The following is a 13,210-nucleotide window of genomic DNA, read 5'->3' as shown; positions in this document are numbered from 1 at the left end:
TTATCTTTCTACTTTCAATACAGCCAAGAACGCTTCTTGTGGAATTTCAACACTTCCCACTTGTTTCATACGTTTCTTACCTTCTTTTTGTTTAGAAAGTAGTTTTTTCTTACGTGAAACGTCACCACCATAACATTTCGCTAATACGTTTTTACGCATCGCTTTTACAGTAGAACGAGCAATAATTTGTGCACCGATAGCTGCTTGAATAGCAACGTCGTACATTTGGCGAGGAATCAAATCTTTCATTTTCTCAACCAATGCAATACCACGATGACGCGCGTCATTACGGTGACAAATCATAGCCAAGGCATCAACCTTGTCACTATTAATTAATACATCAACCTTAACTAAAGCTGAACTTTCGAAACGCACAAAGTTATAGTCTAGCGATGCAAAACCACGAGAACATGATTTTAATTTATCAAAGAAATCCATAACGACTTCAGCCATCGGGATTTCAAAGGTAATAGAAACTTGATTACCCAAGAATTTCATATCTTTTTGAACACCACGGCGTTCAATACATAGGGTCATTACATTCCCTAAATATTCTTGAGGAACAAGGATATGACATTCTGCAATCGGCTCACGCAAATCTTCTACAGTAGATCCGTCTGGCATTTTTGATGGACTATCGATATAAATCGTTTCGCCCTTCTTGGTTAATGCTTCATAAATTACGGTAGGTGCAGAACTGATGAGATCAAGGTCATACTCACGCTCTAAACGCTCTTGTACAATCTCCATGTGTAGCATTCCTAAGAAGCCACAACGGAAACCAAAACCTAATGCATCTGAGCTTTCAGGTTCAAAGAACAAAGCCGAGTCATTGATCTGTAATTTTTGTAACGCTTCACGGAATGGCTCAAAGTCACTCGCATCAATCGGGAAAAGACCAGCATAAACCTGTGGTTTAACCTTTTTAAAACCCGGTAAAATTGCAACATCAGGTGTAGCAGCAAGGGTAATAGTGTCACCTACTGGCGCACCAAAAATATCTTTAATACCCGCAATAACAAAACCTACTTCACCAGCTTCAAGAATATCTGTTTCAGTATGCTTAGGATTAAATACACCCACTGAAGTTACCGGATGAGTTTGTCCTGTCGATTTAACCAACATTTTGTCGCCCTTACGGATACGACCTTGTTTAATACGTACAAGAGAAACTACACCTAAGTAGTTATCAAACCATGAGTCGATAATTAATGCTTGCAATGGAGCATCACGATCGCCTTCAGGCGCTGGAATAACATCGACTAAACGTTCTAAAACACCTTCAACACCCAAACCAGTTTTTGCTGAACAAGTCGGTGCATCTGTCGCTTCAATCCCGATGATTTCTTCAATTTCATGAATTACACGTTCAGGTTCTGCCTGTGGTAAATCAATTTTATTTAAAATAGGAAGAACTTCGAGACCTTGTTCAATTGCGGTATAACAGTTTGCAACTGATTGTGCTTCTACACCTTGTGCAGCATCTACAACCAAGAGTGCACCTTCACATGCAGCTAATGAACGAGAAACTTCATACGAGAAGTCTACGTGTCCAGGAGTATCAATAAAGTTAAGTTGATATTCTTGACCATTCGGATGAGTGTAATACAGCGTGACAGAAGCGGCTTTAATGGTAATCCCACGTTCACGCTCAAGCTCCATTGAGTCTAATACTTGGGCTTGCATTTCACGATCTTGTAGACCACCACACATCTGAATAAAGCGGTCAGCCAATGTAGACTTACCATGGTCAATGTGAGCAATAATCGAGAAATTTCGTATATTTTTGATATCGACGGATTTTTTAGCTTGCGCCATGGGTTACCTTGAGAAAATATAGAGTGCTATGTAGCTTGTTTTAATACACAGCCAAAGCAGTTAAATTAATTGCGTGCGATTATAACAGATTGCAGATATGAAAAAGACATAAATTCTTTCTTTTAAAAAAGCTTTTTAAACTTCTCAACATAACAAACTATTTCTCTTTGAAGAGTATGTAAATCAGTACAGCTTTAGCTCAAACCTAAGCAGGCTTGCAGATAAATTATTGCCAGTATGATTAGCGATCTTTTCAATCAATTTGAATCCAAGTTTGTGAACAACTTGCTGGGATCTAATGTTGGGCTCAAATATCTCAGCCCAAACATATTTTATTTTTCGTTGGAATAATCCCTCTTGTTTCAAATAGTGAATTAGCCCTGTAAGAGCTTCATGCATATATCCCGAACCCCATGCATGAGGATGAAGCTCATAACCAATGACTACCGCAAAATCATCACCAATCGGTTTGACAGCATTTACTCCACATGTTCCCAACATAGTTGCATCTTGTTTAAGACGAATAGCATGTCTAAAACCTAGCCGTTGGTCCCATTTTTTATGCATTTTTTCAATCAGAGCCTGAGCTTCTTCTAATGAAGTCAAGGCTTGTAAATCATAAAATTCGAGTACGCTTGAATTTGAAAATAATTCAAAGACAAAATCTTTATCATCATCTGTAAGATCACTTAAAACCAACCGATCAGTTTCTATGGAAAATGAATACTCCAAATTTCAGCCTCTCTTTTTTACTAGCTAACATATGAAACAGTAAAATCATAAGCATTTATGCTTGAATCAAGTGGCTTGTATGCATGGGTAAAAGTTGGAGACATTCGTTTTGGGCGCCCTGTGGCAATTTCAATACATGCCCATTTTGTATTTCCAACAAATAATACAGCCTGATCTGATGGACGGAAAAATACATACTGGCGGAAAGAATAAAGAGCGTTGATATCATCTAACCATGTGCGTAATACAATTTGTTCGCCTTCAAATGTAGCTTTACGATATTGCACATGATGCTCAACCGCGACCATTGCATGTTTTAACTCGAGGTATTTAGTGACCCCTACTCCTAATGTTTCAACATGAGCAGCTGCTACATCTTGCATCCACTGTACATACATCACATTATTCACATGTCCTAACGCATCAATATGATGTGGCTGTACCTGAATATGTAAATCAAAAATACTACTCACGAATGTTCACTCTTATTTATTAACTTTTAAACTGAAATAAGTGTAGGTAGATATCACTATACGCTCAAGATAAATAACAAAAAACCACCCATGTTTAGGGTGGCTCATTGTTTCTTTTTAAGTTTACTGGATACGTAAACCAAGCATCGCGCGTTGTCCCTGACGAATAATCGCAACACGTGCTACGGTATTTTTTTGCAAGTTAGAAACAACTTTTGCAAAATCCTGACTATTTAAAATCTGGTTATTGTTGACTTGAATAATCACATCACCTGGGATGATATTTGACAATGATGCCAAACCGCCACGGCGGACATCTTGTACATAGATGCCGCCCTTTACACTTAAAGCACTTTTTTCTGGCTCAGCTAAATCACGAATGCTCATTCCTAAAACTGGTCCTTTAGATACAGCACTTTGTGCACCTGTGGCAGGTGTTTCATCTGGAGCAGTAGTTAAAGTTGCTGAAATATTACGGGTTTTATCATCACGTAATACTTCAAACTGAACAGTTTGATTTGGTTGCACCTTATTCAATGCATAGAGCAAATCACTGGTACGAAGTACAGATACGCCATTTAATTTTAAAATGACATCTCCAGCTCTCAGTCCTGCTTTTTGTGCAGGTGAGTTCGGAGAAATTTGAGTAATTAAAGCACCTTCAGGTTTTGGTAATTTATAAGCATCAGCAAGGTTTCGGTCAATGTCTTGCATCATCACACCAAGATAAGAGCGTGTTACCTTACCTTTAGTTTTAAGCTGTTCGGCAACATCCATCGCTACGTCAATAGGGATAGAGAAAGACAAACCCATATAGCCGCCAGTACCACTAAATATTCGAGAGTTTACCCCGACCACTTCACCATTTTGGTTAAACAATGGACCACCGGAGTTACCTGGGTTTAGCGCAACGTCAGTTTGAATAAACGGTACCGAAGTTTCACCACTCATATTTCGTGATTTAGCACTGACAATACCTGCCGAAGCTGAATAGTCAAAACCAAACGGCGAACCAATTGCTAAAACTGGCTCTCCCACCCGTAAGCGGTCAACGTTTCCTACTCGTAAAGCTGGATAGCTATTTCCGGTCACCTTTAATAATGCAACGTCTGTACGCTCATCACTACCTACCACCGTTGCATCAATTTCACGACGATCATTTAAAGTGATACTGATGCGTGAGGCATTTTCAATCACATGATGATTTGTCAGTAAATAGCCATCTTTACTAATAAAAAATGCACTACCGTATGCGGTTTTTTCTTGTGGACCTTGTTGCTGCGGAATGATGACCTGATTTCCAAAGAAACGTTTTAAAATTTCAGGAACTTGCTGCTGCAATAGTTCATCCTGAGTCATTTTTTTTACGACGTTTACACTCACCACGGCTGGACTAACTTGTTCAACGAGGTTTGAAAAATCAACAGTAGCATTTGCTTGAACAGCAGCAACTGTAAATACCGCTGCATACATTCCTTGTTGTAAATAGCGAGTTTTCATTCGGTGCTCACCCACAATTGGTCTACGAGAATAAGAATAAAACTGTTGTATCACAACGCTTTGGGGTTGTGCGTAACAATATGTTTATTTGTAAGGCATCATCACAATGATTATTTTACGCATTGCAACTTTTTAAGCCAATTGCAATTTTTCTCTGAGTTAGAGCGCTTAAGCTCTTGCCTTTTTAGATAAAAAGGGGTGTCATTAGCGGACGTTTTAAATTGTTGCGAATGGACATGCCTAATTTACAGACAATTCACCACTTTGACGTGATTATTGTGGGCAGCGGCGGCGCTGGTTTAAGTCTGGCTTTATCGTTACCAAATCATTTTAATATTGCAGTTTTAGCCAAAGCTGCTTTAACTGAAGCAAGTACCTTCTACGCCCAAGGTGGTGTTGCTGCTGTTCTTGACGAGACTGATTCTATTCAACAGCACATTAATGACACTATGATTGCAGGTGCTCATTTGTGTGAAATGGATGCGGTACAACATACCGTAGAAGGTGGTCGCCCTTCTGTAGATTTTCTTTTAAAGCAAGGCGTGCAATTTACCTTAGATGAAGATGAACAACTTCATTTAACCCGCGAAGGCGGTCATTCACAGCGTCGCATTATCCATTCTGCTGATGCAACAGGCAAAGCCATTTCAACCACCTTGGTTGAACGTGCCCAAGAACGTAAAAATATTACTATTTTTGAAAACTATATTGCGATTGATTTAATTACTTCGCAAAAATTAGGCCATGTTGACCAAACCAATCGCGCTATTGGTTTATATGCATTAGATGAAAACACAGAAAAGGTTCATACCTTCCTTGCACCATTTACCGCGCTTGCTTGCGGCGGTGCAATGAAAGCTTACCTCTACACATCTAATCCAGATATTGCCACTGGTGATGGTATTGCCATGGCTTACCGCGCAGGTTGTCGTGTTGCGAATATGGAATTTAATCAGTTCCATCCAACTTGTCTCTATCACCCCCAAGCTCGCTCATTTCTAATTACCGAAGCGATGCGTGGTGAAGGTGCTTATTTACGCTTGCCAGATGGCGAACGTTTCATGCTGCGTTTTGACGATCGTGCAGAACTGGCTCCACGCGATATTGTGGCACGTACCATTGACCATGAAATCAAACGCTTAGGTATTCGCCATGTGTGGTTAGACATCACGCACAAATCACCAGAGTTTATTAAAGAACACTTCCCTACACTTTATGCGCGATTGCTTGAATTGGGCATCGACATTACCAAAGATATGATTCCAGTAGTGCCGGCAGCTCATTACACCTGTGGTGGTGTTGTGGTTGACTCAAATAGCCAGACCGATATTGAAGGCTTATATGCTATTGGGGAAACGTCTTATACGGGTTTACATGGCGCAAACCGTATGGCGAGTAACTCATTACTTGAATGCTTCGTCTATGGCATGAGTGCAGCAAAAGACATCGAAAATAAATTTGATAAAGATTTAAAACTACCAGAAGTGCCAAGTTGGGATGATTCTCAAGTCACCAATCCAGATGAAGATGTGGTGATTTTACAAAACTGGGATGAGTTACGTTCCACCATGTGGAACTACGTCGGTATTGTCAGAACCACGAAACGTTTAGAACGTGCTTTACACCGTATTGAAATGTTAAAGCGTGAAATTACTGAATACTATCAAGACTATCGTGTAAGCAAGAACCTGATTGAACTGCGTAATCTTGTACTCGTATCTGAAATGATTGTCCGTTGTGCGATGCAACGCAAGGAATCACGTGGTCTACATTACACACTCGATTATCCTGAAACTTCGAGTGAGATTCGTAAAACAGTTTTAACTCCTCCAAATTTTGCAGTAGAACAGCCATTGGTTAATACAGAGCTGTAATTCTTATAAAACAAAAAAAAGCACAGTTCAGGCTGTGCTTTTTATTTGGTTTGATATTTATGATTTAGGTGGAATTGAGTAAGTCGCGGTTACATGTGCAACAGGTTCATCCAAACCGACTGAATAAATCCAGACTTCCCCCACAACCAGACTCTTTCCGACTTTCATGAGCTTACACTCACTGCGTAAGTCTTGATCACCCGCAGGTTTACGTAAAAAGTTAATATTAAAGTTGGTAGTCACAGCTAAACCAATAATTCCAATTTCACCTAATATTGCAATATATAAAGCAAAATCTGCCAAAGTCATCATAGTTGGACCAGATATGGTACCACCAGGGCGTTGATGTCTTTGATCGACATGATAATAAACAACCGCAGCTTTGGGCGTGACTGATTCAATGGTGCAATGTTCAAGACTTGGCGGAAATTCCTTTTCAAGAAATGCCACGATTTCTTCTTTTGAGCTTTTCATCCTTGTTATTCTTCAATCTATAAATCATATGTAAGATAGCATAAGAAAATAACAGATATTTTCTATGACGATTCAAACCAGAATTGTCGTCATTTTTCACCACTCCCATAAATTATAAGAGTGGCTCATCCAATTGCTTATCCTAAATATTGCAAAGCTTGCTCAAACACCTGATCAGGACTTTGGGTTGCATCTATTCGCTTAATACGTTCAGGTTCAGCTTTCCACAAGGTTTCATAACCTTCACGAACCTTAGTGAAAAAACTTAACTTTTCTTGTTCAAAACGGTCTAAAGCTCCACGTTCACGCGCACGGTTCATACCGAGTTCAATCGGTGCATCTAACCAGAAAGTCACCTCTGGCATGCGTGAAACAAAGTTCTGATTTAAAAGCTGTAATTTATCTTGGCTCAAACCTCGACCAGAACATTGATAAGCAAAGCTTGCATCTGTAAAACGATCGCTTAATACAATTTTATTAGACTCTAGAGCTGGCAAAATGACCTGTTGTAAATGTTGAGCACGTGCCGCATAAATGAGTAATAGCTCGGTATCATGGCTCATATTTTCATCATGATTCACAGCCAAAAGCATCGAACGAATTTGTTCAGCTAGCGGAGTACCACCCGGCTCTCGCGTTAAAACAACTTGTTTGCCTTGCTCTTCAAAATGCTGATGAATTTTTCGAATAAGCGTAGTTTTACCTACACCTTCCGTGCCTTCAAAGCTAATAAACATCTCTTTTCCTTATTTCTTCGATCTCAACACGGATAAATAGTCTTGCACCGCTTGATTATGCGCTTGCAAGCTTGCCGTAAATTTATGACCACCATTGCCAGTTGCTACAAAATAGATGTTGTTTGAATCATCTGGATGCAATGCAGCTTCAATTGCTTTTTGGCTTGGCAAAGCAATTGGAGTTGGCGGTAAGCCATTAATAGTATAGGTATTATATACTGTTGGGGTACGCAGGTCTTCTCGGGTAATGTTACCTTTATAGTTATTACCCATACCGTAAATAACAGTTGGATCCGTTTGTAAACGCATACCAATTTTTAAACGGCGGACAAAAACCCCAGAAACTTGTGTAAGTTCACTATCTAAACTTGTTTCTTTCTCAACAATAGAAGCCATAATTAATGCTTCATATTTATCTTTATAAGGTAAATTCGGTGCACGATTTGCCCAAGCTGCATCTAGAGCTTTGATTTGACGATGATATAAATCGGTAAGAATTTTCTTGTCAGTCTCACCTTTTGCAAAGAAATACGTATTAGGTGCAAACAAACCTTCAGGGTGTCCATAAGGAATGCCAAGCGCCTTCATCAGCTGATCATCAGGTAAATCTAATATTGTATTTTTTACGTTTTTATCATTTTTTAATGCAGTAATGAGCTGTTTAAAAGTTGTACCTTCAATAACCAAAACACGGTTCATCTGAGCATTATCTGCATCAGATAACATCTCTAATACTTCTCTTACACTCATTCCCTGTTCAATTTCATACACACCAGCTTTCATGCTGTCATGAATCATAAATTTCTGATAAAGCTTTAATACCACTGGAAAGCTAATTTTGCCTTCTTTCGCCAACCGATCAATAAAACCAGAATAGGTTTCACCAGATGTAATGGATAACATCTGTTTTTTGCCTTCAATCGGATAAGCTTTAAATAGACTCGACCATAAAATGGCAAAAGTAGAAATTAAAACAATAAACAGGCCAATTAGAACCAATCGCTTAGAAAATTTTGGAGCTTGTTTTTTGTTATTTTTCTTGGCGTTTTTTGCTTTCGCATTCACAGGTGGCTTCGGCATATTAATGAATCTGATTTAAGTTAAGGAGATGAAATAAATCTATGCATGCCTGTGTTTCTAACGTTTTCTCTCCTAAATGAGTGACCACTCGCATAGGATGTAAAGCATTACAAAAGAATAGACTTTGTATTTCAGATACTTCATCTAGCTCAATTATACGTACTTCACAGGCAATACCATGGTGCTGCATACGCGCTAAAATTTCCGCCCGCATTACACCGTGGACGCCATTATAACGAAGTTCAGGAGTAATCCATCTATCATTTAAACGAATAAAACAATTACTACTGACCCCTTCAACAATATAACCTTGTACATCAGTAACTAATGCTTCAGCCCACCCAAGTTGATCTGCTTCTTTTTTTAGCAATACTTGTTCAAGACGGTTTAAAGATTTAAGCCCAACTAAGCTTGGCATGGTTAAACCTAAAGCCTGATTTAAAACACCACACTGAATAGAGTCTGGCTGAAATGGCTCTGAAGCCTTCGGATAGAACCAGATATAAATATCAGCATTATGCTTTGGCAAACTATAACCACGGTCACCTATCCCACGACTAATCACAATTTTTAAAGTGCCATTGAGCACAAGATGCTGTTTTTGTAGTTGCTGCAAACTCTGTTCTATTAATTCAAAATCTGCAGTTAAAAACAGTTTTTGACATGCAAGTTTTAGGCGTTCCCAATGTCTTTCTTTAAGCTCAATCTGGTTTTGAAAAACACGAATTGTGGTGAAGCACCCATCTCCATAATGAAATGCTCGATCCAGTAAAGGAATGGTTTCAACAGATTGACCATTTTTAAAACACCACATGTTTAATCCACCCTTTGCTTAAAACGATCCAACAATACAACACCTTTCATTTAAATAATAAATGACTGATTTTAAAAAATTATACCGATTTAGTATCTACTTTTGAAACTTGTTGTATATCAAGATTTAAGAATAACTTATCTGTTTTTACTATTTCTATTTTTTTCATATTAAATTCGTTTTTTATTATTTTTTTAGAATAAAGACTAGCGCTATTCTGCGTTCATGTTTTGAACATTTCATATTTTTTGAGGGATTATCTCATGCGTTTTTCTCAGTTAAAAGTCGGGGTTATTGCTGCACTTCTTTCAGTTTCATCATTTGCAGCTCAAGAATTTTTAAACGTCTCTTACGACCCTACTCGTGAGTTATATACAGATTTCAATAAACAGTTCGGTACTTACTGGAAACAACGTACTGGTCAAGATATTGAGTTCAAACAATCACACGGCGGTTCTGGTAAACAGGCCCGCGCGGTGATTGATGGCTTAAATGCAGATGTAGTGACATTAGCACTTGCAGCAGATATCGATGAAATTGCTGAAAAAGCAAAATTACTTCCAACTGACTGGCAGAAAAAGTTGCCGCAGAACTCTACCCCATACACCTCAACAATTGTGTTTTTAGTGCGTAAAGGTAATCCAAAACAAATTAAAGACTGGGCTGATTTAATCAAACCGGGTGTAGAAATTATTACACCAAACCCGAAAACTTCTGGTGGCGCTCGTTGGAATTATCTTGCAGCTTGGGCTTGGGCAAAACATCAACCAGGTGGTAATGATGCAAAAGCACAAGAGTATGTTCGTCAAATTTATAAACATACTAAAGTTTTAGATTCGGGTGCTCGTGGCGCAACCACGACTTTTGCTGAACGTGGCATTGGTGATGTGTTACTGGCTTGGGAAAATGAAGCACATTTAGCGCTTCGCGAACAGCCGGGCAAATTTGAAATTATTACCCCTTCTCTTTCGATCCTAGCTGAGCCTCCAGTTGCAATTGTTGAAAAGAATGCAACTAAAAAAGGCAACCTCACGATTGCAAAAGGTTACCTCAACTACCTGTATTCACCAGCTGGCCAAGAAATTGCAGCACGTAACTTCTACCGTCCACGTAATGCAGCCGTTCTTAAGAAATACAGCAATGTATTTAAGCCATTGAAGCTTGTAACCATCGACAAAGAATTTGGTGGTTGGACGAAGGTACAAAAACAACACTTTGACAATGGTGGTGTTTTCGATCAAATCGTGAAAATCAATAGTACAGAGAAGTAATTCTTTGTACTAAAGATAAGGAGAACAGACATGATTCACACTGTAATTGTTCCGGGTGTAGGTGGAAGTGAACATCAGCATTGGCAATCTTGGTTGCAGCGTCAACTCGTGTCTAGTTCTCGTGTTGAGCAAAAAAACTGGGATAGACCAGTATTAAGTGAATGGGTTGAACAATTCGTTAAAACAGTTCAAGTAGCGCAAGCTCCTGTACAAATTGTTGCGCATAGTTTTGGTTGCTTAACGAGTGTTGCTGCTTTAGCTGAATATCCAGAGTTAAAGAGCCAAGTTAAGAAACTTATTTTGGTTGCTCCAGCAAATCCAGCACGCTTTGGGGAAGCTGGTTTTGCCCGCCATAGTTTGACCGACTACAAAGCATATTTTCATCAGTTAAAAATTGATGTCCCAACATCTCTGCTCATTAGTGAAAATGATCCTTGGCTCGGCTTTTTTGATGCTTTACAACTTGCTAAGTCGTGGAAATTAAATCCAGTTAATCTTGGTGAAGTCGGCCATATTAATGTTGCTTCAGGTTTTGGACCATTTCCAGATTTGCTGAATTATCTGATTCCAGAAGATTCGATGTGTAGTCACTCATCTATCGACCCGGTAAAAACTCATTTCTCTTTGAAATTTGCTTAATACCCATCTTTATATCGCACCGTTTATCTTTATTTATTCGCTTACTGGTTTCAGCAGGCTTTTCTCTTTGAGGAAATATCATGTCGCAGCGATCCCGAGTGCTGCCTGGGTTTGGTCTATCTTTGGGCTTCACCCTCGCCTATGTGTCTTTTATTGTGCTTATTCCATTAGCCGCAGTCTTTATCAAATCATTTGGAATTGGATGGGACGGATTATGGGAAATTTTAACGTCTGAACGTATTTTAAAATCGCTTCAACTCAGTTTTAGTTCAGCTTTAATAGCAGCATTTATTAATGTTGTATTTGGCTTACTTCTGGCTTGGTGCCTTGTACGTTACAACTTCCCAGGGAAACGTCTGGTTGATGCATTAGTCGATCTACCTTTTGCTCTTCCAACTGCAGTTGCAGGTATTGCACTTACTTCACTCTATGCACCTACTGGCTGGATTGGTCAATATCTCGAACCTCTAGGCATTCAAGTCGCATATAGCCCAATCGGCATTACGTTGGCATTGGTCTTCATTGGTATTCCATTCATTGTAAGAACAGTTCAACCAGTACTCAGTGATATCGAAACTGAGCTTGAAGAAGCAGCTTCAGCACTTGGTGCAAATCGCTGGCAGACGATTACTAAAATTATTTTACCGATATTACTACCAGCTTTGTTCACAGGTTTTGCTTTAGCATTTGCCCGCGGTGTGGGTGAATATGGTTCAGTTATTTTTATTGCAGGTAACCAGCCATTTAAAACAGAAATTGCTCCACTCATGATCATTTCACGTCTTGAAGAATATGATTATGCAGGCGCAACAACGATTGCTGCGGTCATGTTAGTTCTCTCTTTCATCATTTTATTTGCCATTAATTTACTTCAAGCGTGGGCAAACCGTCGTACAGGGAGAAATGTCACATGAACCTACATACTGACAGCAATGCACTAGCGTTTAAATTGCAATCACGAGATGCGACACGTGAACCAACTTGGGTACGTTACACGCTCATTACCGTGGCTCTGATTTTTTTCTTAAGCTGCCTGATGTTGCCACTCATTCTGGTTTTTGTAGAAGCATTTAAACAAGGACTTGAAGTCTATGTTCAAGCGTTGATTGATCCAGACACGCTATCGGCAGTGAAATTGACCTTATTAACCGCAGCAATTGCTGTACCAATTAATGTGATATTTGGTGTTGGCGCTGCATGGGCTGTGTCTAAGTTCCAGTTTAGAGGTAAGGCAATTTTAACAACCATCATCGATATGCCTTTTTCGGTTTCACCCGTTATTGCCGGTTTAATGATTGTATTGATTTTTGGTGCCCAAGGTTGGTTTGGCGGTTGGTTAATGGAACATGACATCAAAGTTTTATATGCCGTACCTGCAATTGTTTTAGCCACTATTTTTATTACTGTTCCATTTGTCGCACGTGAGTTAATTCCACTCATGGAGGCTCAAGGAACTGAAGAAGAAGAAGCAGCGATTGTACTCGGCGCATCAGGATGGCAAACCTTTTGGAAAGTCACACTACCAAACATTAAATGGGGTTTGATTTACGGCGTGATCCTATGTAATGCCCGTGCAATGGGTGAGTTTGGCGCAGTATCTGTAGTTTCTGGCCACATCCGTGGTGAAACCAATACCCTGCCACTTCATGTCGAAATTTTATATAACGAGTACACCTTTAGCGCAGCGTTTGCCGTGTCCTCATTACTTGCTTTCTTAGCCCTATTAACACTGGTATTGAAAACGTGGTTAGAAATACATCAAGACAAACCAGAACCACATTCAACTGATTCGTAAGGA

General features: G+C 39.3%; 13 protein-coding genes. 5 read left to right on the top strand and 8 right to left on the bottom strand.

Going from position 1 to position 13,210, the window contains the following annotated elements; genetic code table 11:
* The 4 genes from lepA to AC07M3_RS14265 all read right to left on the bottom strand — a co-directional run bounded on the left by lepA (nucleotide 1) and on the right by AC07M3_RS14265 (nucleotide 4,523).
* The gene (gene lepA, locus AC07M3_RS14280; protein ID WP_003650302.1) at nucleotides 1–1,818 is read right to left on the bottom strand and encodes a translation elongation factor 4; all 1,818 of its coding nucleotides are present in this window, start codon (nucleotides 1,816–1,818) and stop codon (nucleotides 1–3) included.
* 183 nt (nucleotides 1,819–2,001) lie between these two features.
* Nucleotides 2,002–2,550 (bottom strand): GNAT family N-acetyltransferase, encoded by a 549-nt coding sequence (locus AC07M3_RS14275; RefSeq protein WP_494567594.1) that lies wholly within the window; start codon nucleotides 2,548–2,550, stop codon nucleotides 2,002–2,004.
* 20 nt (nucleotides 2,551–2,570) lie between these two features.
* The gene (locus AC07M3_RS14270; protein ID WP_494567593.1) at nucleotides 2,571–3,023 is read right to left on the bottom strand and encodes an acyl-CoA thioesterase; all 453 of its coding nucleotides are present in this window, start codon (nucleotides 3,021–3,023) and stop codon (nucleotides 2,571–2,573) included.
* A 123-nt stretch (nucleotides 3,024–3,146) separates the two neighbouring features.
* The gene (locus AC07M3_RS14265; protein ID WP_309949390.1) at nucleotides 3,147–4,523 is read right to left on the bottom strand and encodes a Do family serine endopeptidase; all 1,377 of its coding nucleotides are present in this window, start codon (nucleotides 4,521–4,523) and stop codon (nucleotides 3,147–3,149) included.
* A 230-nt stretch (nucleotides 4,524–4,753) separates the two neighbouring features.
* Between AC07M3_RS14265 and nadB the strand changes: the two genes are divergently transcribed.
* On the top strand, nucleotides 4,754–6,397 hold the full coding sequence (nadB, locus tag AC07M3_RS14260) for an L-aspartate oxidase (protein ID WP_133747128.1): 1,644 nt from the start codon (nucleotides 4,754–4,756) through the stop codon (nucleotides 6,395–6,397).
* Nucleotides 6,398–6,454: 57 nt separating this feature from the next.
* Here the strand turns inward: nadB and AC07M3_RS14255 are convergent, their stop codons facing one another.
* The 4 genes from AC07M3_RS14255 to pabC all read right to left on the bottom strand — a co-directional run bounded on the left by AC07M3_RS14255 (nucleotide 6,455) and on the right by pabC (nucleotide 9,502).
* On the bottom strand, nucleotides 6,455–6,871 hold the full coding sequence (locus AC07M3_RS14255) for a PaaI family thioesterase (RefSeq protein ID WP_003650294.1): 417 nt from the start codon (nucleotides 6,869–6,871) through the stop codon (nucleotides 6,455–6,457).
* A gap of 137 nt (nucleotides 6,872–7,008) precedes the next feature.
* Nucleotides 7,009–7,608, bottom strand: coding sequence for a dTMP kinase (gene tmk, locus AC07M3_RS14250; protein ID WP_057106502.1), 600 nt, complete (start codon nucleotides 7,606–7,608; stop codon nucleotides 7,009–7,011).
* Nucleotides 7,609–7,617: 9 nt separating this feature from the next.
* Entirely contained in the window at nucleotides 7,618–8,688 is a 1,071-nt protein-coding gene (mltG, locus tag AC07M3_RS14245) for an endolytic transglycosylase MltG (RefSeq protein ID WP_133747130.1), read from the bottom strand.
* Between the two features lies 1 nt (nucleotide 8,689).
* The gene (gene pabC, locus AC07M3_RS14240) at nucleotides 8,690–9,502 is read right to left on the bottom strand and encodes an aminodeoxychorismate lyase (protein WP_494567592.1); all 813 of its coding nucleotides are present in this window, start codon (nucleotides 9,500–9,502) and stop codon (nucleotides 8,690–8,692) included.
* 263 nt (nucleotides 9,503–9,765) lie between these two features.
* Here pabC and AC07M3_RS14235 point away from each other — a divergent pair, with 263 nt between their 5' ends.
* From AC07M3_RS14235 to cysW, 4 genes are all read left to right on the top strand, one after another.
* A complete protein-coding gene (locus AC07M3_RS14235; protein ID WP_004643674.1) occupies nucleotides 9,766–10,773 on the top strand; it encodes a sulfate ABC transporter substrate-binding protein in 1,008 nt (335 codons plus the stop codon).
* A 30-nt stretch (nucleotides 10,774–10,803) separates the two neighbouring features.
* Complete coding sequence (locus AC07M3_RS14230; protein WP_056481452.1) at nucleotides 10,804–11,412, top strand: alpha/beta hydrolase; 609 nt, start codon at nucleotides 10,804–10,806, stop codon at nucleotides 11,410–11,412.
* Nucleotides 11,413–11,492: 80 nt separating this feature from the next.
* Complete coding sequence (cysT, locus tag AC07M3_RS14225; RefSeq protein ID WP_003650283.1) at nucleotides 11,493–12,326, top strand: sulfate ABC transporter permease subunit CysT; 834 nt, start codon at nucleotides 11,493–11,495, stop codon at nucleotides 12,324–12,326.
* A complete protein-coding gene (gene cysW / locus AC07M3_RS14220) occupies nucleotides 12,323–13,207 on the top strand; it encodes a sulfate ABC transporter permease subunit CysW (RefSeq protein WP_133747132.1) in 885 nt (294 codons plus the stop codon). Before cysT ends, cysW begins: the two co-directional genes overlap by 4 nt.
* Nucleotides 13,208–13,210: the final 3 nt, after the last annotated feature.

This window comes from Acinetobacter sp. GW821-FHT09D10, from assembly GCF_059416285.1.
The sequence above is the reverse complement of the archived record's forward strand: the minus strand, read 5'-3'. Positions and strand labels throughout refer to the sequence as shown.